17 protein-coding genes are annotated in these 20283 nt (G+C 72.3%); 5 read left to right on the top strand and 12 right to left on the bottom strand.

Annotation, left to right across the window (positions count from 1 at the left end; all coding sequences use genetic code 11):
• Positions 1–91 precede the first annotated feature (91 nt).
• Positions 92–292 carry a DUF8131 family protein gene (locus AC4NMM_RS08645; RefSeq protein ID WP_096394689.1) on the top strand — a complete coding sequence of 67 codons (201 nt, stop codon included), beginning with the start codon at positions 92–94 and terminating at the stop codon, positions 290–292.
• Between the two features lie 105 nt (positions 293–397).
• On the top strand, positions 398–2830 hold the full coding sequence (locus AC4NMM_RS08640) for a heavy metal translocating P-type ATPase (RefSeq protein ID WP_491924093.1): 2433 nt from the start codon (positions 398–400) through the stop codon (positions 2828–2830).
• A 13-nt stretch (positions 2831–2843) separates the two neighbouring features.
• Here AC4NMM_RS08640 and AC4NMM_RS08635 read toward each other — a convergent pair whose 3' ends face one another.
• The 5 genes from AC4NMM_RS08635 to AC4NMM_RS08615 all read right to left on the bottom strand — a co-directional run bounded on the left by AC4NMM_RS08635 (position 2844) and on the right by AC4NMM_RS08615 (position 6419).
• On the bottom strand, positions 2844–3431 hold the full coding sequence (locus AC4NMM_RS08635; protein ID WP_491924092.1) for a hypothetical protein: 588 nt from the start codon (positions 3429–3431) through the stop codon (positions 2844–2846).
• A 113-nt stretch (positions 3432–3544) separates the two neighbouring features.
• The gene (locus AC4NMM_RS08630; protein ID WP_008441335.1) at positions 3545–3787 is read right to left on the bottom strand and encodes an Rdx family protein; all 243 of its coding nucleotides are present in this window, start codon (positions 3785–3787) and stop codon (positions 3545–3547) included.
• 75 nt (positions 3788–3862) lie between these two features.
• Positions 3863–5266 (bottom strand): heme o synthase, encoded by a 1404-nt coding sequence (locus tag AC4NMM_RS08625; RefSeq protein ID WP_096394682.1) that lies wholly within the window; start codon positions 5264–5266, stop codon positions 3863–3865.
• A gap of 188 nt (positions 5267–5454) precedes the next feature.
• Positions 5455–5907 carry an FAD synthase family protein gene (locus AC4NMM_RS08620; protein WP_096394680.1) on the bottom strand — a complete coding sequence of 151 codons (453 nt, stop codon included), beginning with the start codon at positions 5905–5907 and terminating at the stop codon, positions 5455–5457.
• Complete coding sequence (locus AC4NMM_RS08615) at positions 5904–6419, bottom strand: JAB/MPN domain protein-containing protein (protein WP_096394678.1); 516 nt, start codon at positions 6417–6419, stop codon at positions 5904–5906. The genes AC4NMM_RS08620 and AC4NMM_RS08615 overlap by 4 nt, the downstream gene beginning before the upstream one ends.
• Positions 6420–6559: 140 nt before the next feature.
• On the opposite strand from AC4NMM_RS08615, the gene han reads away from it, so the two are divergent.
• On the top strand, positions 6560–8530 hold the full coding sequence (han, locus tag AC4NMM_RS08610) for a Hef-associated nuclease (RefSeq protein WP_096394676.1): 1971 nt from the start codon (positions 6560–6562) through the stop codon (positions 8528–8530).
• A gap of 36 nt (positions 8531–8566) precedes the next feature.
• On the opposite strand, the gene AC4NMM_RS08605 is transcribed toward han, so the two are convergent.
• Together AC4NMM_RS08605 and AC4NMM_RS08600 are read right to left on the bottom strand one after the other, a co-directional pair.
• Positions 8567–10303, bottom strand: coding sequence for a phospholipase D-like domain-containing protein (locus tag AC4NMM_RS08605; RefSeq protein ID WP_491924091.1), 1737 nt, complete (start codon positions 10301–10303; stop codon positions 8567–8569).
• 67 nt (positions 10304–10370) lie between these two features.
• A complete protein-coding gene (locus AC4NMM_RS08600) occupies positions 10371–11813 on the bottom strand; it encodes a HEAT repeat domain-containing protein (protein ID WP_491924090.1) in 1443 nt (480 codons plus the stop codon).
• A gap of 254 nt (positions 11814–12067) precedes the next feature.
• Between AC4NMM_RS08600 and AC4NMM_RS08595 the strand changes: the two genes are divergently transcribed.
• A complete protein-coding gene (locus AC4NMM_RS08595) occupies positions 12068–13534 on the top strand; it encodes an MATE family efflux transporter (protein WP_491924089.1) in 1467 nt (488 codons plus the stop codon).
• A 16-nt stretch (positions 13535–13550) separates the two neighbouring features.
• On the opposite strand, the gene AC4NMM_RS08590 is transcribed toward AC4NMM_RS08595, so the two are convergent.
• From AC4NMM_RS08590 to AC4NMM_RS08575, 4 genes are all read right to left on the bottom strand, one after another.
• Positions 13551–14147 carry a cysteine hydrolase family protein gene (locus AC4NMM_RS08590; protein ID WP_491924088.1) on the bottom strand — a complete coding sequence of 199 codons (597 nt, stop codon included), beginning with the start codon at positions 14145–14147 and terminating at the stop codon, positions 13551–13553.
• A complete protein-coding gene (locus AC4NMM_RS08585) occupies positions 14140–15012 on the bottom strand; it encodes a YqcI/YcgG family protein (RefSeq protein WP_491924087.1) in 873 nt (290 codons plus the stop codon). The genes AC4NMM_RS08590 and AC4NMM_RS08585 overlap by 8 nt, the downstream gene beginning before the upstream one ends.
• Positions 15013–15486: 474 nt before the next feature.
• The gene (locus tag AC4NMM_RS08580) at positions 15487–16959 is read right to left on the bottom strand and encodes a sodium:solute symporter family protein (protein ID WP_491924086.1); all 1473 of its coding nucleotides are present in this window, start codon (positions 16957–16959) and stop codon (positions 15487–15489) included.
• Positions 16956–17243, bottom strand: a complete 288-nt coding sequence (locus AC4NMM_RS08575) for a DUF3311 domain-containing protein (RefSeq protein WP_096394662.1) — start codon at positions 17241–17243, stop codon at positions 16956–16958. Before AC4NMM_RS08575 ends, AC4NMM_RS08580 begins: the two co-directional genes overlap by 4 nt.
• Before the next feature lie 177 nt (positions 17244–17420).
• Between AC4NMM_RS08575 and dnaG the strand changes: the two genes are divergently transcribed.
• Complete coding sequence (dnaG, locus tag AC4NMM_RS08570) at positions 17421–18977, top strand: DNA primase DnaG (protein ID WP_096394660.1); 1557 nt, start codon at positions 17421–17423, stop codon at positions 18975–18977.
• A gap of 212 nt (positions 18978–19189) precedes the next feature.
• Here dnaG and AC4NMM_RS08565 read toward each other — a convergent pair whose 3' ends face one another.
• A complete protein-coding gene (locus AC4NMM_RS08565) occupies positions 19190–20212 on the bottom strand; it encodes a prepilin peptidase (protein WP_491924085.1) in 1023 nt (340 codons plus the stop codon).
• Positions 20213–20283 lie beyond the last annotated feature (71 nt).

The raw sequence follows: 20283 nt of genomic DNA, 5'->3' as shown, positions 1-20283 counted from the left end.
GGTTACGACCCTCGTAATATATACGATCGACTCGTTCCCAGCTCGTGAGAACTTTGCCGTTATCTATGACTACCAGAAGCGTAGCGACTCTATGCGATTCTCGTTACAACAGGCCGTGCTCTTGGTCCTCGGCGGGCTCGTTCCCGCGGCGGTGTTCATCGCCGACCGCGCGGAGTTCGTCGTCGCGGTCACGCTGGTGAACGTCCTGCTCATCTGGGCGAGCCTCCGGATCGCGACCGGCGGGAGCCTACCGGGGTTCGGGGGCGACGCGACCGAACCGGATCAGGCGTAACCGGTCGGGACGCACCGCGAGGCGACGGACGATCCGAGGGCACGCCGCCCGGCGGGCGACGGTCCGGGAACGCGCCGCTCGGCGGAACGACGGACACCATCACGCATGTCAGGCTGTACCCTCTGTGACCTCCCGACCGGGGACGACCCGCACACGGCCCCCGACGTCGACGGCGAGTTCTGCTGCCGCGGCTGCCTGACGGTCGCGCGCTCGCTCGACGGCGTCGAAGACCTCGACGACCTCGACGAGCGGGGCCCGGACGCGACGCCGGACGAGGAGTTCGACGGCGAGACGACGTTCCTCCACGTCGACGGGATGCACTGCGCGACCTGCGAGTCCTTCCTGGAGATGACGGCCGGCGAGCAGGACGGGGTCGCGGCCGCCGAGGCGAGCTACGCCACCGACACGATCCGGGTCGACTACGACCCCGACGCCGTGAGCGCCGACGAGCTCCCGGACCGGCTCTCGGTCGCGGGCTACTCGGCGAGCGACCGCGCGGACCCGGCCGACGACGGCGACAACGCCGTGGCCCGGTTCCTGATCGGCGGCGGCTTCTTCGGGATGATGGCGATGCTGTGGTACGTCGTCTTCCTGTACCCGACCTACTTCGGGTACGATCCGATCGTCGACCTCGGGGGCGTCTCCGGCACCTACCTCTTCGCGCAGATCTGGCTGTTCGCCTCCATCGTGCTGTTTTACACCGGCTACCCGATCCTGCGTGGCGCGTACGTGAGCCTCCGGGCGCGACAGCCCAACATGGACCTCCTCGTGTCGCTCGCGGCGACGAGCTCGTACGCGTACAGCACGCTCGCGCTGCTCGTCGGCCGGACCGACCTCTACTTCGACGTGACCATCGCCGTGATCCTGGTCGTCACCGCCGGCAACCACTACGAGTCGATAATTAAGCGCCGGGCGACGGGCATGCTCGCCGACCTGACGACGACCGATGACCGCACCGTGCGCACCGAGGCGGGCGAGCCACTCGACGCCGACGCGGTCGACCCGGGCGACCGCCTGCTCGTGCGCCCCGGCGAGCGCGTGCCGTTCGACGGGACCGTCGCCGAGGGGACCGCCGCGGTCGACGAGGCCCTGGTCACGGGCGAGTCGCTCCCGGCGACGAAGCGCGAGGGCGACCCGGTCCGCGGCGGCACCGTCGTCACCGACTCGCCCGTCGTGATCGAGGTCGGCGAGGACGCGGCGAACACCCTCGACACCCTCGTGCGCCTACTGTGGGAGATCCAGAGCTCGCGGTCCGGAATCCAGCGGCTCGTCGACCGGCTGGCGACCGTGTTCGTCCCGCTCGTCGTGGCGGTCGCGACCGTCGGCGCCGCCGCCACCCTCGCCCTCGGCTCGGCGCCGATCGACGCCGCCTTGGTCGGGCTGACGGTGCTCATCGTCTCGTGTCCGTGCGCGCTCGGGCTGGCGACCCCGCTCGCGGTCGCCGCCGGGATCCGCGACGCGGCGGAGCGGGGAATCGTCGTCGTCTCCGACGCCGTCTTCGAGGCGGCCGCCGACGTCGACACCGTCGTCTTCGACAAGACCGGGACGCTCACCGACGGCGAGATGCGGCTGCTCGACGCGACCGCCGACGAGGGGACCTCGGTCGACGGCGTCCGCGAGCGGGCGGCCGCCGTCGAGCGCGCCTCGGTCCACCCGGTCGCCAAGGCGATCGTCGCCGGCGTGTCGGGAGATGCCGGAGAGACGGCGGGCGAGCGACCGGCCACCGACGGCGGCGCCGCGGCCGCCGCGGATCCGGGCGACGGCCCGCCAACCGAGGTCGACGCGCTCGACGCCCCCGCCGCGACCGACGTCGACGTCTTCGACCGCGGGGTCGCGGGACGCGTCGACGGCGACGAGGTCGTCGTCGGCCACCCGGACCTGTTCGACGAGCGCGAGTGGCCGGTCTCCGATCGACTGCGCGAGGCGGGGAGGGGCGCCCGCGACCGCGGGAACGTCCCCGTCTACGTCGGCTGGGGCGGTCGCGTTCGCGGCGTCCTGACGGTCGGCGACGAGGTACGTGAGGGGTGGGAGGCGGTCGTCGCCGACCTCGACGCGGACGGGCGGCGCGTGGTCGTGCTCACCGGCGACGCGCCCGCGGCCGCGACGCGGTTCGCGGACCACCCCGCGATCGACGATGTGTTCGCCGAGGTGCCGCCGGAGGCGAAGGCCGAGACGGTCCGGCGGCTCGGCGCCGACGGGTCGGTCGCGATGGTGGGCGACGGGAGCAACGACGCCCCCGCGCTCGCCGCGGCCGACCTGGGGATCTCGATCGCCTCCGGGACGGACCTCGCGGCGGACGCCGCGGACGCGGTCCTGCTGGAAGACCGCCTCTCCGCGGTCCCGGAGCTGTTCGCCGTCACGCGCGGGACGAACCGGCGGCTGAAGCAGAACCTCGGCTGGGCGTTCGTCTACAACGCCGTCGCGATCCCGTTGGCGCTCTCGGGCGTCCTCAATCCCCTGCTGGCCGCGCTCGCGATGGCGTCGAGCAGCCTCCTCGTGGTGACGAACTCCGCGCGGGCGGTGTTCGACCCGGACTGAGGCCTCGGGGCGGTCAGTTCCCGCCCTGTCCGGTGCCGCCCTCGCTCCGACCGCTCTCCGGGGGGAGGAGCCGGCGCGCCAGCGCGGCGAGGCGCTTGTACGCGAGGTTCACGTACAGCCCCGAGAGGAAGACGGTCCCGACGACGAGCGGCACGTCGTCGACGCCCTGACCGAGGACGAGGTCCGAGAGCAGGTAGATCCCGACGCCGAGCGGCAGCGCGGCGGGCAGCCGGAGGTTGTACCGGAGGAGCCTCCCGACCGAGGCGTCGAAGCGCTCGACTAAGGCCGTGAACACGAACCCCAGCGCGCCGAGCAGGCTGAAGAGCGGAACGAACGGCGGGACGATCCCCGGACCGAGGCCACCGATCCCGGCGAACGGCGCGTCGATCGCCACGGACGCCGCGCCCGCGAGGACGGCGGTGAGGAGGACGTCGACGGCGACGACGGCGGTCCCGAGCCGGGACCGGTACCAAGTCCGCGCGAGCCACGATCGGCCGTCCGCGCCGGACGCGGCGTCGCCCGCCAGCGTCGGATCGTCGGCCCCGAGCGTCGGGTCCTCGGCGGGAGGGTCGCCGCGCGCACGCCCCGATGAGTCCGACATCGCCGGAGCTGTTCGTGGCCGAGCGACAATTAGCTTGCGCCGTGTGAACTACGCGCAAGGATTTCCGCGGTGTCGCTCGAACGAAGAAGTGAGGCCCGAACCGCGGTCGGGGGTTACGCCGTCGCGCCGACGTGCGGCTTGACCGCGCGGACGATCGCGTCGACGTCGTACTCGTCCTCCTCCTTGTCGAAGACGACCTCGTCGTCGGCGCGGACGACGAACACGCCCGCGTCGCCGGTCACCAGCGCGACCTCGTCGATGCTCTCGCCGAACTGTTTGAGGATCGCCTCCGAAACGTCCTGCGCGCGGTTCAACATGCCACAGGGGACGCAGTACTCGATTTCGACGCGTGTCATGGCTTATCGTAGGGCGCGAACGGATTAAAAGCGAGGGTCGCGGCCGCGGCGAGCGCGACGTCGACCGCGACCGCCTCAGACCACCAGCGCGTCGAAGACGACCGCGAACAGGAGGAGCCCGAGGTAGGCGTTCGAGGCGTGGAACGCGCGGAACGCCGCGCTCTCCGTCTGCTCGTAGTGGAGCCGGACGACCGTCCAGAGGAAGACGGCCCCGACGCCGACGCCGACGACCGCGTACAGCGCGCCGAGCGGGTCCGCGGCCGCCGCGAGCGCGACCGCGGCGACCAGCGTCGCGCCGAGGTACCAGAGGATGTGGCGGCGGGTCGCGGTCTCGCCGCGGACGACGGGCATCATCGGGAAGCCGCCGCGCTCGTAGTCGTCCTTGTACGCCAGCGCGAGGTTGTAGAAGTGCGCGGGCGTCCACAGGAAGATGACCGCGGCGAGCAGCAGCCCGCCGCCGCCGACCTCGCCCGTGACCGCGGCCCAGCCGATGAGCGCCGGGAGCGCGCCGGCCGCGCCGCCGATGACGGTGTTCTGGACCGTGTTCGGCTTGAGGACGAGGGTGTACACGACGCTGTAAAATACGATCGCGACCAGCCCGAGCGCGGCCGTCAGCGGGTTCACCGTCCAGAACAGCCCGAGCGAGACGAGCGCGAGGGTGCCGCCGAACGCGAGCGCGTGCGAAACGGGCACGAGGTCGGTGGCGAGCGGGCGGTCGCTGGTGCGTTGCATCCGCTTGTCCACGTCGCGCTCGAACACGTGGTTGAAGGTTCCGGACGCGCCGATCGAGAGCGCGCCGCCGGCCAGCGTCGCCCCGACCGCGTACGGGGTGAAGCCGGGACCGCCCCGCAGCGCCATCGCCGCGGCCGCGACCAGGCAGAGCAGCCACATCAGCCGCGGCTTCATCAGTCGGAAGTACGCGGCCGCGGTCGCCTTCAGCCGCGGGAGCGTCGCCGAGGGGATCTCCGGCTCCGGCGCCTCCTCGACCGGCGGGAGGTCGTCGGTGCCGGCCTCGAACTCGTCGGGGGCGTCGTTCGGGCTCCCCGTCTCGGCCTCCAGCCACCACGCGAGCGCCGCGAGGACGGCCCCGAAGATACCGATCCCGAGGAGGAGGTGGGCGGAGCCGAGCGCGGCGGGCAGGTCGCCGAGCGCGACGAGCGCCCCGACGCCGGCCTGCGCGGGGTAGACGACGAGCGCGACCGCGAGCGCGGCTTTGACCCGGCGGTCCGCCCCCTGCCGCCACGCGAGCGCGGCGGAGAGGGCGACGAGGAGGCCGACGACGACCGCGAGGGCGCGATGGCCGAGGGCGATCCACCCGGCGGTCGCCGTCGGCAGGGCCGCGCCGCTCCCGCAGGCGGGCCAGCCGCCGCAGGCGGTCGCCGCCTCCGTGAGGGAGGTGGTCGCGCCGACGACGACGAGCAGGTACACGCCCATCGCGGCCGCGGCCAGCACCGCGGGGAACTTGTCGGGAACGTTCACTCACCTCGGTTTGGGAGTCAGTCCATTTAGACCCCGCGCTTCCGCCCCCCGTCGGGGTCCGCGCGTTCGCCGCGGTCGGAGGGCTCCCCGACAGCGACCTACGACGGCGCCGCGTCCGCATCCGTCGCGCGCTCGCGTCCGACCTACGACGGCGCCGCGTCCGCATCCGTCGCGCGCTCGCGTCCGACCTACGACGGCGCCGCGTCCGGTCCGTCGCCGCGCTCGCGCAGAATCCGATCGACGATGTCGCCGCTGGAGAGCAGCTCGTCCTCGTACTTCGGCTCCCGGCCCGACGCGCGCTCGACCCGGCAGTCGATGCCGCGCGCGTCGAGGGCATCGGCGATGTCGGCCTCGTCGTGGTGCTGGTCGAACCCCAACACGATCACGTCGGGGTCGAGCCGCTCGATGGGGACGAACACGTCCTCCGGGTCGCCGAGGTGGGCCTCGTCGACCGCGTCGAGCGCCGCGACCATGTCGCGCCGCTGGCGGGCGCAGAGCACCGGCGCCGGCTTGTGCGTGACGTTGGGACGACGGGCGACGATGGCGTGGAGCTCGTCGCCGTGCGTCGCCGCGTCCTCTAAGTAGTGGACGTGGCCGGGGTGCAGCAGGTCGAACGTCCCCTGCGCGACGACTCGCGTCATCTGAACCACGAGAGGAAGCCGCCGGAGTCGCGTTCGTCCAGCTCGCGGTCGATGTCCGCCTGGGTGAAATCGAAGAAGTGCTCGTCGGGCACCTCCACGTCGAGCACCTCGAGGGTGGTCTGGCTCCCGTCGTTGTCGAACGCCTTCCAGTCGCCCCAGCCGTAGGGGGCGCCGACGATGATGTGGACCTTCCCCTGTCCGAAGGTTGCGAGGTCGGCGTCGCTCGGGCGCAGCGCGCCGTTCGGGTGCGAGTGGACCGACCCGACCGACCGCATGTCGTTCGGCTTCATGTTGGTGCGGACGGTGGCGCTCGTCGGGCTCGACTCCGTGCCCGGGATGACGAGCACGTCGGTGATCACCTGACCCTCCCGGTCGAGGTCCAGCTTCCGGGCGTCGTCCGCGCGGAGGAACCCCATGTACTCGTTGGGGTGCGTCTCCTCGCTCGCCTCGAGCACGAACTCCAGGGTCTCTCGGGCGATCCCGAGGAGCTCGTCCGAGCGGAACAGTCGCATGAGCGAGACAAGTCGCCGTCGCCTCATAGGGGTTCCGGACCGCGGGACGCGGGGCGGGCTCTCGGAGCCGGACCTCGCCAGTCCGCGGCCGAGAGCCCCGAGAGAACAGGCTTAACACCGGCCGTTCCCGAGGACTGTCCATGAGCGAAAACACCGCCGGGGATTCCGGCACGCGGGGCGATTCGAGCCCCGAACCCGACGCCGACGCGGCGGAGGGGACGGCCGACGACCGGCCGGCGAACGCGACCGACGACCGGCCGACCGTCTACGACCTGGCACCTGACTGTACACTCGAAGACGCCGAGGTCGACGCCCTGTACCACGCCGAGGTCAACGGCGTCGTCGACTACGGCGTGTTCGTCGACCTCTCCGACGCCCTGAGCGGGCTCGTCCACGAGTCGAACCTCGATGGCGACTACGCCGTCGGCGACCGGCTGATCGTCCGGCTCACCGAGGTGAAGGAGAACGGCGACGTGGCGTTCGACGACGTCGAGCCCGACGACTACCGCACCGAGGCCGTCGCCCACGAGCCGACCGTCTCGCGGGTCCGCGGCCTGACCCCGGGCGACGAGGTGACCGTCGAAGGCGAGGTCGTCCAAGCGAAACAGACGGGCGGCCCCACCATCTTCGCCGTCGCCGACGCCTCCGGCGTCCTCTCCTGTGCCGCCTTCGAGTCCGCCGGCGTCCGGGCGTACCCCGAGGTCGAGGTCGGCGACATGGTCCACGTCGCGGGGACGATCGAGAGCCGCGAGGACGCCCTCCAGCTGGAGGTCGACTCGCTGACGCGGCTCCCCGACGAGCGCGCCGCCGAGGCCCGCGAGCGCTTCGAAGCGGCGCTCGACGAGCGCGCCGAGCCCGCGGACGTCGACCCCCTCGTCGAGTGGGAGGCGTTCGAGCCGATCCACGAGGACCTCCGCGAGCTGGCCCGGCTGCTCCGCCGGACGGTCCTCGCCGGCCGCCCGATCCGCGTCCGCCACCACGCCGACGGGGACGGGATGTGCGCCGCGATCCCGGTCCAGCTCGCCGTCGAGAACCTGATCGAGGAGGTCCACGGCGACCCCGACTCGCCGCGGCACCTGTTCAAGCGGCTCCCGAGCAAGGCGCCCTACTACGAGATGGAGGACGTCACCCGCGACCTCAACTTCGCCTTAGAGGGCCGCGCCCGCCACGGGCAGAAGCTCCCCTTCCTCCTAATGCTCGACAACGGGTCGACCGAGGAGGACGTGCCGGCCTACGAGAACCTCGCGCACTACGACATCCCCATCGCGGCCGTCGACCACCACCACCCCGATCCCGAGGCGGTCGAGCCCCTGCTCGACGCCCACGTCAACCCCTATCTCCACGGCGAGGACTACCGGGTCACCACGGGGATGATGTGCGTCGAGCTCGCCCGCCTGATCGACCCGTCGCTCACCGAAGAGCTCGAACACGTGCCGGCGGTCGCCGGCCTCTCCGACCGCTCGAAGGCGGAGGCGATGGACGACTACGTCGCGCTCGCCGAGGGCGCCGGCTACGACGAGTCCGACCTCCTCGACATCGGGGAGGCGCTCGACTACGCCGCCCACTGGCTCCGCTACTCCGAGGGGAAGACGCTCGTCAACGACGCCCTCAACGTCGGTTGCGACGACGAGGAGCGACACGAGGAGCTCGTGGAGTTCCTCTCCGAGCGCGCCGAGCGCGACGTGGAGCGCCAGCTCGACGCCGTCGACGACCACGTCGAACACGAGCGGCTCGCCTCCGGCGCACACCTCTACCGGATCGACTTAGACGAGTACGCCCACCGGTTCACCTACCCGGCGCCGGGAAAGACGACCGGCGAACTCCACGACGCGAAGGTGACGGAGACCGGCGATCCCGTCATCACCATCGGCTACGGCCCCGACTTCTGCGTCCTCCGCTCGGACGGCGTCCGGCTCGACATCCCGAACATGGTGACCGAGCTGAACGAGGAGCTGCCCGAGGCCGGCGTCTCCGGCGGCGGCCACCTCGTCGTCGGCTCGATCAAGTTCGTGAAGGGGCGCCGGAGCGAGGTGATCGAGGCGCTCGTCGAGAAGATGGCGGGCGCGGAGATCGACGAGGCGCTCTCGTCGACGATCGCGCTCGACGACTGAGTCGGCCGCCGCGGCCGTTCGTACCGAACCCGTTTCTCAGCCGAACGCGATCTCTCGCCGAGCGACGGCGCCGGCCCCCGCGAGCGCGACGCCGAGGCCGCCGACGAAGGCGATCGGGAGCTGAATCCCGCCGCCGCGCCAGTCGGCCGCGTACGCGCGAGCGTAGAACTCCGCGACCGACTCGTTCTCGACCGCGAGCAACACCTCGCGGTTGTTCGTCCTCGCACTCGGGTTCCAGTTGAGGCTGCCGACGACCGCGGTGTCGTCGACGACGAGCCCCTTTGCGTGGACCTTCCCGAACCGGCCGCGCGGCTCGGCGAGGTCGACCGCGATCGGCTCGTCCGCGAGCCGCTTCGAGAGGTTCCGGTTCGCCTCGCGGTCGTACCACGCGTCCGAGAGCAGCAGGTGAACGTCGACCCCGCGGTCCGCGGCGCGCCGGAGCGCGCGGACGATCCGGTCGTTCGGACCGCCCACGCGCGGCACGACCGCGAGCACCCGCTCGTCGGCGGCGTCGATCCGCGCGACGATCCGGTCGGCGGCGTTACCCGGGGCGGTCAGGACGGTCACGTCCGCGGCCACGGGCTCCGCAGGTGCGTCGAACCGCGTCGGATAGGAGCCGTTCGCTCGACCGTCATCGTAGAAGTCGGTGTCCGCGCGGAAGGCCCGCCACGGCCGCGCGTCGTGCGCCTCGAAGTCGGCGAGGAACAGCGCGGCGAGGTCGTCCGCGACCGCCGCGCTCCGGTCGGTCCCGGCACGGTCCGCCGTCTCGTCGTCCGCCGTTTCGCCGTCGCCGCCCACGACGACGCCCCACCCGCGGTTGCTGTGTCCGCCGGTGCCGGACGGCTTCCAGTTCTCCGTGAGGACGACGGCGCGGTCGTCCGCGACCGCGTACTTCGGGTGGTGGAAGCGGAACCGCTCGACCTCGCCGTCGAGGATTCGGACCGCGACGCCGGCGGCGGTCAGGCGGTCGAGCAGCGGCGCGCTCGGGGACGGGAATCCGCCGACGGGCGACCCTTCCAGCAGCACGCGAACGCGCACCCCGCGGTCGGCGGCCGCGACGAGCGCCCCGACGACCCGCTCCGAGGTCAGCGTGTAGCCGGCGACGAACAGCCGCTCGTCCGCGGCCCGAAGGGGCTCGACCGGGATTCCCGGGCTGTCGGGGAGGACGAAGGGCGTCACGGCCGCGTCCGCGGTCGACTCCGGCGAGCGGGGATCGTAGCCACGGGGGCGCCACTCGCCCCACGAGGCGCGCCAGCGGTGGCCCTCGCTGGCGCGGTCGTAGGCGACGACGTCGACCGCGCGGCCGTTCCGGCGGAGCTCGATCCGGTCGCCCGACGCCGACAGCGGGAAGTAGTCGGTCAGCCGCCGGATCGTGCGCCGGTCCGCGACCCCGGCGGCCGTCCCCGAGTCGCCGGCGAGGATCGAGGCGGTCCGGTTCGGGGCCATCGACAGCGTTACCCGACCGCTCGCGTTCGTCGGAATTTCGGTGTCGTAGTAGCCGTCGGAGAGCGACCAGTTCCCGCGCTCGGGGAGGGAGACGACGAGGTACTCGCCGCGGTTCTCCGCGGTCGTGGGGTTCGGGTACAGCTCGACGATTCGGGGGCCGCCGCGGGCGTCGGTGGCGTTGGCCGGGGTGGGCTCGGCCGCGTCGAGCGGAGCGGCGGCGCCGACCGGGGCGGCCGCGGCCGAAAGGGAGCAGACGACGCTCGTCGCGGCGACGAGCAGGACGAGCGCGGCGACGCGGGACCGGCGCCTCGGGCGGCGGGGTGACACGGCGGGCGTGGCGGCGGTATCAGATAAAAGGGTTCGCGACCGCCGCGAGGGGGGAGGAGTGCGCGCCTCAGGCCGTCGGGGCGGGCTCGGTCTCGTCCAGCGCCTGCTGCGCCTTCTCGCCCTCCGTCGAGACGACGAAGGAGCGCTCGTCGGCGTACTCGGCGACCGCTTCGAGCGCCTCGCGGGTCCCGATCTGACGGAGCGCCCAGCCGGCGGCCGCGCGGACGTCGTCGGACGGGTGCGCTTCGAGCGCGTCGGCGAGCGGCTTGACGGCGCGGGTGTCGCCGATCAGGCCCAGCGCGCGGGCGGCGTGGGGGCGGACGAGGTCGTCGGTGTCGCCGTCGGGGTCGAGCTGGTCCGCGAGCGGCTGGACGGCCTCCGGCGCGCCGATCTCGCCGAGCGCCTTGAAGACGGCCTTCTGGAGCTGCGGGTTCGAGTCCTCGGGGACGTACTCGACGAGGGTGTCGGTCGCCTCCTCGGCAGCCATCTTCCCGAGGATCCGGATCGCGGGCCGGTCGCGCTTCTCGGCGCGGCCGAGGATCTCCTCGACGGACGCCTCGGTCTTACCGCGCTTGCCCATCCGCTCGAACGCCTCCAAGCAGTGGCGCTCCATGAACTCGGACTGCAGCGAGTCGAGCGCGAGCAGGATCATGTCGACGTTCCCCTGCGCCTCGTGTTCCTTCAGCGCGGCCCACTCGACCGGGAAGTCCTTGTAGTGGCCGAGCACGTCGTAGTACCCCTGCGCGCGGAGCTGCTCGTGGGTCTCGAGGTCGTCCCACTCCTCGGCGTCGTCGAGGGCGGCCTCCAGGTCGTCCGTCGCCGCCAGCAGCGCGGCGATCACGTCCGCGTCCTCGTCGGCGTCGAAGCCGGCCTCGGCGACCGCCGCGGCGACGGCGTCGAGCGCCGCGGTGAGCTGGTCGACGGGGGTCGGCTGCGCGGCGGCGGTCTCCTCGCCGTCCGCGGCCTCGTCGAGCAGCGCCTCGGGGTCCTCGTCGGCCTCGTCGATCGCGTCGGCGGCCGCGTCGTCGATCGCGTCGGCGGCCTCGTCGACGAACGACGCGACGGCGGCCGCGACGTCGTCGTGCCCGTCTTCGGTCCACTCGGTCTCTTCGACCCGCCCGGCGGCGGTCTCGATCGCGTCGACGACGTCGTCGCCGTACGGGCCGCGGGCCTCCTCGACGCCCTCCCGGAGCTCCGCCACGCGGTCCTCGAGGTCGCCGCGGGGGTCGTCGGCGTCCTCGTCGTCCTCGTCCGGCTCGGGGAGGTCGGCCTCCGCGATGCCGGTCTCGGCGTCGTCCAAGAGCGCCTCGACGTCGTCGAGGTCGGCCTCCGTCTCGGCGGCCTCGAGCCGGTCGGCGATCTCGTCGAGGTACTCGTTCAGGGACTCCTCGGTCGCGTCATCGGGGAGCGTCGGGGCGGTCGTCTCCGCCGACTCGCCGGCGTCCCCGCCGTCGTCCGCGGCGTCGGCCTCCTCGGAGGCGTCCGCCGGGTCGTCGTCGCCGTTGCTCATATACCACGAACTCCGTGTGTAGTCCATTAAGAGGTTTCCCTTCGCGGCGCGCGGCGACGTTCGCGAACGGTCGAAGCGGGCCGGCATCGGCACGGACGACGGGGAGGACGCCGGCGACGGACGCGGAGGACGCCGGCGACGGACGCGGAGGACGCCGGCGACGGACGCGGAGGACGCCGGCGAGCCGTCCCGCGCGACGAGGGTTTCGTCACCAATATATTTTTAATTTGCCGACACTAGGACGTAACAATTCGATGCTGGACGTCGACCGCGAGGCGATCACCGACGGGCCGGTCGGGCGGGTGCTGCTGGTCCTCGCCGCGCCGCTCGTCGCGCAGAACGTCGTGTACGTCGTCAACGCGCTGGTGGACACGTTCTGGCTCGGCCGGGTCGGCGAGGACGCGGTCGCCGCGGTCGGCCTCAGCCTGCCGGTCCAGTCGCTGCTCGGCGCGACGGCCGTGGTCGGCGCGGTCGGCACCCAGGTCCTCGTCGCGCAGCGCACCGGCGACGAGGACGAGGCGGGCGCTCGGCGCGTCGCGGTCAACGGCGCGCTCGTCGCGCTCGCGGTCAGCGCTGCGGTCGCCGTCCCGGTGGTCGTCTACGCCGAGGAGGTGGTAGCGCTGCTCGGGGCGGACCCGGCGCTCGCCGGAACGACGGCGACGTACCTCGCGATCGTGGTCGCCGTCCTCCCGGTCGGCGCGGTCGGCGACACCGTCGAGAACTGCTTCACGGCGTACGGCGACACGCGCGCGGTGTTCCACGTGAGCCTCGTGGGCGTCCTGGTCAACCTCGTCGCCGCGCCGGTGCTCATCTTCGGAGTCGGTCCGGCCCCGCGGCTCGGCGTCGCCGGCGCCGCGCTCGGCACCGCGCTCGCGGGCGTCGCCGGCCTCCTGTGGATCCTCGGGTACGCCGCGGGGATCGGCCGCGACACCTTCCGGCTCACCCGCGACGCGTTCGCGTTCGACCTAGCGACCGCCCGCGAGGTCGTCTCCGTCGGCCTCCCGCTCGGCGGCCAGCGCGGCGTGAGCGAGCTCGTCCGGGTCCTCGTCGTCGGCCTCGTCGCGGTCGCCGGCGGCGCGGCGGGCGTCGCCGCGTACACGATCGGCGCGCGGGTCGCGACGCTGGCGATCGTCCCGGCGCTCGGGATGCAGCAGGCCGCTCAGTCGATGATCGGGCAGAACCTGGGCGCGGACGCCCCGGAGCGCGCCCGCCGCACGACGACCGTCGGCACCGGGATGGTCGTCGCCGGGTTCCTCGCGCTCGGCGCGGTCCAGTTCCTGTTCGCCGGCGATATCGCGGGCCTCATCGCGCCCGACCTCACCCCGACGGGCCGGGACCTCGCGGTGACGTACCTCCGGATCCTCGGCACCTCCTACTGGGCGCTCGGCGGCACCTACACCCTGATCGCCGGGTTCAACGGCGCCTCCCGCACGCGGACTTCCTTCGTCGCCGACCTGATCAAGTACTGGGCGATCCGGTTCCCGATCGCGGTCGCGGCCGTGCCCGTCGCGACGACGTTCGGCGCGTTCGGCGTCACCGTGGCGCCCGGGCTGGGCTGGGGGGTCGAGGCCGTCTTCTGGGCGGTCGCGGCCTCGAACGTCGTCGGCTTCCTCGGCCTCGGCGCGTACTTCCTGTACACGGCGCGGCGCGGCATGTTCGCGAACGCCGCCGAGCGCGCGAGCGGCGGGGACGCGGAGGCCGCGGACGCCGCCGACGACTGAGCGCGGGCGAGTCGAGTCAGACCGCCGACAGCAGCTCCGCGCTCTCGACGACGGTCGCGAACTCGCCGCGCAGGTGGGCGAGCGCGACGCGGTGGGAGGTCTCCGGGTCGATCCGCTCGCCGTCGGGTGCCTCGCGGGCGTGCGTCGCGGTCGCGTCGGTGACGACGCGCACGTCGTAGCCGCGGTTCTCGGCCTCGCGCGTCGTCGTCGAGACGCAGTGGTCGGTGGTCAGCCCGCAGACGACGAGCGAGTCGTGACCTCCTCCCCGGAGCCACTCGTCGAGCCCGGAGTCGAGGAACGCGCCGTTGACCGACTTCTCGAACGTCGGCTCGCCTTCGACGGGCGCGGTTTCCGGTTTCCACGCGAAGCCGGGGGCGTCCGGACGCAGCGGCGAGTCAGGCTCCGTCGAGGCGTGCCGCACGTGCGCGACGGGGCGGTCCGTCGCGCGCCAGCGGTCGAGGAGCGCGGCCGCGACCGCCTCGGCGTCGGGGTTGTTGCGCTCGCCCCAGCCCGGCTCGTCGAAGCCGGTCTGGAAGTCGACGAGGAGGAGGACGGCGTCGTCGGGGACGGTCGCGGCGCGCGCCGCGTCGTCGGCCCCCGGGTCGTCAGTCATCGCCGAGCCCCGCGGTGACGGAGGCGTCGTGATCGCTCGCGTCGGCGTCGCCCGCGAACCGCCGCCACGCGCCGCGTTCGAGCAGTGACGCGGGCGCCTTCGGGTGCTCGCGGGTCGGCGACAGGGGGCAGGCGTCGGGGCTCGCGTCGTCGTCCTCGCGGAAGAGGTACTGTCTCCACTCCCGGTCGCCCTCGGCGCCCCAGTCCCCGAGGTCGGCGTGGGGGCAGACCCCGTCGTAGTCGCCCATCCGGCCGCGGATCGCCTCGCGGGCGCGCTCGCCGGCCTCGGTGTCGGCCGTGATCCCCTCGAAAACGGCGCGCGGCTGGAAGGTGACCTCCAACCCGACGGGCGAGTACCGGCTCTTCCGCTCGTCGTAGAAGGGCGCGCGCGAGGTCGGGAACAGCGCCTCGCCCCCGAAGCAGAACTCCCAGCGCGGGGTGTCCGGGTCGGTCGGGATGTCGTCGGGCCACGGCGCCGGGTCGTGGACGTGGAGGAACTCCAGCACGTTCCAGAGCCGCTCGTGGTAGTGCGCCTCGCCGCGGTCGCCCGCCGGCGGCTTGAAAAAGACAGCGAGGGGCGCGCGGTCGGCGTGGTCCGGGTACGCGTCGAGGTATTCGAGGAGGACGTCGCGCAGCCGCAGCAGCGCGGCCGGGTCCGTGGTCGACTCGCAGGCGGCGTACAGGAGGTCCCCCTCGCGCTCGGCCTCGATGCCGAAGTAGCAGGGGAACGGCGACCCGTCGCGCTCGCCGAGCATCGACTCCCGGAAGGTGCGGTAGTGCTCGCGGAGCCACGGCGGCGCGTCGTCGAGCCGACCGCGGAGCGTCCCCTGGTCCAGCAGCACGCCCTCGGTACCGGGCTCGTTCATACGCGTTGTCGGGGACAGACCGGCTTTTGGCTTTCGCCGGATTCGGCGCGGCGGGAACGGTTCGGCGGCGCTATGTTCACCCGACCGGTGCGGTGGCGCGCGCCTCCGAGTGGCCGCCGAAGGCGGCCGCGAGGAGCCCGTGCGAGGGAGTCGCTGGTGGCTGGCGCCGCCAGCGACGAGGCTGGGGAGGTGAGAGGTGCCGTGCGGTCGCGGTCGGGTGGGACTCAAAGGGGCAGTCGCGAGGGCAGCGCAGGCGAAGTAAGCACCGCAGGGAGGGAGCGAACGGAGTGAGCGACCGAGTGAGGAGCACAGCGAGCGTGCGCTGCTCTCGCGGCTGGGGCTTTGGAGGTCTTCGTCGTCGATCCGTGATCAATCGCTTATAAATAAGCGACTGGGGCTTTGGAGGTCCTCACCACCGATCCGCCGACGAGGAGACACGAGCCGTGGGGGAATAACGCCCCGACGCAGCTGCGTTCAATCACTTACCACCGCGAACCGCGAGGCGTCGCTCTCCTCGCTCGGCGCGGTCACGAGCGACACGCCCACCGTGAGCGCGCCGGACAGGACCATCAGCCCGAGCGCCACGTCCCAGCCGCCGGCGACGGTACGGGGCAGCGTCGGGACGGCGCCGACGACCGCGGAAAGCACCACCGCGAGGTAGATCGCCTGCGGGACCGCGACGCCGACGATCATTCCGGTGCGCGTCGTCCGGGGCCAGTAGAGCGCGCAGATCACGGGGAGCGCGAGCAGTGCGAATCCGGAGAATGCGGTGTCGCCGACCTCGATCAGCGTCCCGGGGCGGAACAGGCTCGCGACAAACGCCAGCGCCGCGAACGCCGCCACGCCGATCCGCGCGATCCACGCCTCGCGGCGCTCGGAGGCGTCCGCGTCGATCAGCGGGCGGTAGAGGTCCCGGGTGAAGTACGACGACCCCGAGAGCAGCATCGAGTCCGACGAGGACATCATCGCGGCCATCGCGCCGGCGACGACGACCGCGGCGAGCCACGTCGGCGCGTACTCGTTCAACACGACCGGGAGCACGTTCGCGTTCTCCGGGACGGTCACCGGGGTGCCCGCCGCCCACGCGCCGAGCATGAACGCGGGGACGAAGAGGAGCAGCACCAGCACGGGCCATAACGCGAACGACCGCTTCAGCGTCGTCGCCGACTTCGCGACGAAGAACCGCTGGTTGATCTGCGGGAACATCGTCACCCCGAACGCGATGGTGATCGCCGTGGAGACGATGAACCCGACCGAGTAGGTCCCGCCGCCGAAGGACCCGAACTCGGGCCGGGCCGCCAGCATCCCCTCGGTCGCGGCGCCGACGCCGCCGAGCGACGAGACGACCCACGCGGCCGCGAGCCAGACGACGGAGAGCATGAACAGCCCCTGGAGCGTGTCGGTCCACGCCACGCCGCGGAGCCCCGCGACGGCGACGTAGAGGATCATGAACGCCGTGATGAGCGCCGCGCCGCCCCAGTATGGGACCGCGCCGTCCGTGAGCCCGACGAGCGCCTCGCCGGCGCCCATCTGCTGGAGCATCACGTACGGGAACAGCCACAGGAGGCTCACGGCGGCGACCAGCGCGCGCAGCCCGGTCGAGCCGAACCGGTCGCCGAGCATCTCGCCGAGCGTCACGTAACCGTTGCGGGCGCCGATCAGCCACTGCTTGTAGCCGATCACGTACCACAGCACCGCGAACAGCACCCCGTCCAGCGTCCCCATCACGATCAGCCACTCGGGGCCCGCCGCGTACGCGAGGTTCGGACCGCCGAAGAAGGTGAACGCGGAGAGCAGGGTGGCGAACGTCGTGAACAGCAGGACGAGCGTCCCGATCGACCGGCTCGCGAGGTAGTAGTCCTCGGCGGTCGTCTCCGAGACGCGGTACGCGACCAGCCCGAGCGCGAGCGCGACGACGAGGTACCCGACGACGACGCCGAGCGTCACCGGCGGTCACCCCCAGTTGGGTCTACCGGGTCGCCGCTAGTCGCGGCGTCGACGCCCGCAGCATCGTCGCCCGGTCGCTGCCCCATCCCGCGCTCCCACGCGCCGCTCCGGACGAACAGCGCGAACAGGACTGCGCACAGCCCGAGCCACGCCACGTGCCACCAGATCCACACCGGCAGCCCCGCGACGACGCGGTCGACCCCCCACAGTGGCCACGGCACCGCGAACGCGACGAGGATTGCGAACGTCGGTATCCACACGAGATCGCTGCGTGAACGCGTCATGTGGGATAATGGTACGTCTATGTGTACTAAGAGTTGTCGAATAGATTCGAAAATGCGTGTTGAAGAGAAATTTTCTTCAATAATCCCCGGCGGAGGAGCGTGGCGATAGCTATTTTCCGCGAGGAGCGCAACCATACACGGACGGGCGCTACCGCCCGACATCACCATTCACCACTCATGAAAGACACAGAAAAATACCTGATACACGCCACCATCGCGGCCGACGGCGTCGTCGAGCGGAGCGACGTCGTCGGGGCGGTGTTCGGCCAGACGGAGGGGTTGCTCGGCGACGAGCTGGACCTCCGCGACCTCCAGGAGTCCTCGCGCGTCGGCCGGATCGACGTCTCCGTCGAGTCCGAGAACGGCCAGTCGTTCGGGGAGGTCACCGTCGCGTCGAGCCTGGACAAAGTAGAGACCGCCATTCTGGCGGCCGCGCTGGAGACGATCGATCGCATCGGTCCCTGTCACGCCTCGGTCGAGGTGACGAGCATCGAGGACGTGCGGGCGGCCAAGCGCCGCGAGGTCGTCGAGCGCGCCAAGGAGCTCATCGCCGGCGGCTTCGAGGAGACGAGCCTCGCGAGCAGCGACGTGTTAGACGAGGTGCGCGACGCCGCGCGCGTCGAGGGCATCGTCGACTACGAGGGGCTCCCGGCGGGCCCCCGCGTCGGCGACTCCGACGCCGTCATCGTCGTCGAGGGGCGCGCGGACGTGCTCACGCTGCTCGACTGCGGGATCAAGAACGCCGTCGCGGTCGAGGGGACGAACGTCCCGGAGTCGGTTGCCGACCTGACCGCCGACCGGACCGTCACCGCGTTCCTCGACGGCGACCGCGGCGGCGAGCTCATCCTCCGCGAGCTCGCCCAGGTGGGCGAGGTCGACTACGTCGCGTTCGCGCCGCCCGGCGAGTCCGTCGAGGACCTCGACCGGGACGCCGTCTTCGAGGCGCTCCGCGGGAAGGTGCCGTACGCCAGCCTCGCGGACGCCGCCGACCTCCGAGCCGCAGCGAGCGACGAGGAGATCGCCGACGGCGACGACCCCGGGTCGGTCGCCCGCGTCGGCGACGGCGGGGCGGTCCCGGACGACTCCTCGGACGACGACTCGGCCGGACCGTCGACCCGGTCGGCCGCCTCGCCCGATATCGAGCCGGAGACCGAATCGGACGAGTCCGAACCGTCAGAGTCCGAAGGGTCCGAAGCGCGCGACGCGGCGACCGAGACCGGCGATCCGCCCCCGGCCGACGGAACGAGCGAAGCGCCGGAGCCGGAGTCGACGCCGACCGACGAGGACGAGCTCGACTCGACGCCCGACACCGACGCGGCCTCAACCGTCGAACCCGACACGGACGCCGATCTGGAATCAGAATCCGACGAGTGCGCCGAAGCCGACCGCGACGAAGCCGCCGGGACAGAGCGCGACGGCGAGTCCGACGAACCGGGATCGATGGCGGCGCATGTCGACGAGGTCGTCGACGGGGAGACCGGCCGTGCGCGGCTCCTCGACGACGGATTCGAGGTTCTCAGCGAGGTCGACGCCGCGGAGGCGTTCGACGCGGTCGAGGGCACAGAGCCCGCGCCGCACGCCGTCGTCGTCGACGGCACCGTCGACCAGCGGCTGCTCGACGTGGCCGCCCAGCGCGGGGTCGGCGACCTGGTCGGCCGCGACCTCGGCGAGTTCGTGAAGCGCCCGGTCGGGACGCGCGTCCTCGCCGCGGACGACGTCTGGGCCGGGAATTAAGGCGAGGCCGTCGTCGGTCATATATAAATAGCGACTCGCGAAGCCGGACAGAGAATCCCCGAGTTCCCCACTCAGTCGTTTATAAATCGCTCTTGGTAGGGCGATTGTTTTCAAAGCCCCAGTCGCGAGGCGGGCGCACACTCGCTGTGGTCCTCACTCGGTCGCTCGCGCGCCACCGCGGTTCTATTTATAAATACGCTCGTCCCGTCGGCTCACACCAGCCCGACCGCGCCGAGCACCGCGAACAGCGCGTCGCCGAACGTCAGGGAGACGACGAGGCCGACCGCCATCGGGACGACGAACGGCATCCCGGGCGAGACCAGCACGCGGTCCGCGCGGGCGACGACGTCGAGGCCGTCGCGGAGCGTCGCCGCGTCGGTGCCGTAGGCCCCGTGATCGATGTCGTCGAGGAAGCGCTCGGCCGCCCACGGATCGCCGAGGTCGCGGTCGCCGGCGGCGCCTTCCGCCGCCTCCGCGTCGCTCGTCGAGTCGGCTTCCGCGTCGACCGCGCGTCCCCCGTCGGTCCGCGGCCCGACGTGAGTGCCGCCGTCGGTCGGGTTGAACGTCTCGCCGACCGAATCGGGGTCGCGGCAGTCGTCGGGAATCGCCCGCAGCTCCGCGAGCGTGAGTCCCCGCCAGCGGAGGTACATCCGGAGCGCGTCCAGGTCGAGACCGCTCCGAGTCGGGCCGTCCGGGTCCTCGAACAGCCGCCCGTGACGGTCGGGCAGCGAGTCGGTCGCGACCGGGCGCGCGAAGAACATGCTCCGCGAGGCCTCGCCGTGGACGAGGTTGAGCGCGGCGAGTCCGACCGGGTACGCGAGGCCCAACAGCACCGTGTTCGTGAGGATCGTCAGCGAGAACACGCCGACGTCGGTGTCGACGAGCGGGAGGACGCCCCCGCCGATCTCGTAGGCCGGGAACGTCGGGAAGAGCACCGCGAGCGCGATCATCGCCTTGGCGTCGGCGCCGCCGAACGCGCCGAGGTACCAGAAGGCGTAGCCGAGCGGCGCGACGAACAGCAGGCTGATCGCGGCCCGCACGAGGAACACTCGCCCGTCGAACCCCGCGAACGGCCACAGCGAGACGGCCTCCCAGACCAGAAGCAGCCCGCCGAACAGGTACAGCGGCGGCCACAGCCGGTTCGGGAGGCGCCGGGTCCGGACGTCCCGGATCGCCGCCCACGCGAAGACCGGGACGACGAGCAGTCGGAGGAGGTCCGGCAGCGTCGCGAACATGTCCCCACGGGCGAGACGGGACCAATTAGGCGTTCGGGTTCGGCTATCGCGAGCGATAGCGTGGGGTCGCG

Source organism: Halorubrum sp. SD41 (assembly GCF_058630335.1).
The sequence above is the reverse complement of the archived record's forward strand: the minus strand, read 5'-3'. Positions and strand labels throughout refer to the sequence as shown.

Bases quoted from the DNA above. Each gene is read 5' to 3' on its own strand.
- AC4NMM_RS08635 (WP_491924092.1), bottom strand. From the start codon at position 3,431: ATGTCGGACTCATCGGGGCGTGCGCGCGGCGACCCTCCCGCCGAGGAC.
- AC4NMM_RS08585 (WP_491924087.1), bottom strand. From the start codon at position 15,012: ATGAACGAGCCCGGTACCGAGGGCGTGCTGCTGGACCAGGGGACGCTC.
- AC4NMM_RS08640 (WP_491924093.1), top strand. From the start codon at position 398: ATGTCAGGCTGTACCCTCTGTGACCTCCCGACCGGGGACGACCCGCAC.
- AC4NMM_RS08615 (WP_096394678.1), bottom strand. From the start codon at position 6,419: ATGCGACTGTTCCGCTCGGACGAGCTCCTCGGGATCGCCCGAGAGACC.
- AC4NMM_RS08630 (WP_008441335.1), bottom strand. From the start codon at position 3,787: ATGACACGCGTCGAAATCGAGTACTGCGTCCCCTGTGGCATGTTGAAC.
- AC4NMM_RS08600 (WP_491924090.1), bottom strand. From the start codon at position 11,813: ATGAGCAACGGCGACGACGACCCGGCGGACGCCTCCGAGGAGGCCGAC.
- AC4NMM_RS08565 (WP_491924085.1), bottom strand. From the start codon at position 20,212: ATGTTCGCGACGCTGCCGGACCTCCTCCGACTGCTCGTCGTCCCGGTC.
- AC4NMM_RS08590 (WP_491924088.1), bottom strand. From the start codon at position 14,147: ATGACTGACGACCCGGGGGCCGACGACGCGGCGCGCGCCGCGACCGTC.
- han (WP_096394676.1), top strand. From the start codon at position 6,560: ATGAGCGAAAACACCGCCGGGGATTCCGGCACGCGGGGCGATTCGAGC.
- AC4NMM_RS08620 (WP_096394680.1), bottom strand. From the start codon at position 5,907: ATGACGCGAGTCGTCGCGCAGGGGACGTTCGACCTGCTGCACCCCGGC.
- AC4NMM_RS08595 (WP_491924089.1), top strand. From the start codon at position 12,068: ATGCTGGACGTCGACCGCGAGGCGATCACCGACGGGCCGGTCGGGCGG.
- AC4NMM_RS08645 (WP_096394689.1), top strand. From the start codon at position 92: ATGCGATTCTCGTTACAACAGGCCGTGCTCTTGGTCCTCGGCGGGCTC.
- AC4NMM_RS08575 (WP_096394662.1), bottom strand. From the start codon at position 17,243: ATGACGCGTTCACGCAGCGATCTCGTGTGGATACCGACGTTCGCAATC.
- dnaG (WP_096394660.1), top strand. From the start codon at position 17,421: ATGAAAGACACAGAAAAATACCTGATACACGCCACCATCGCGGCCGAC.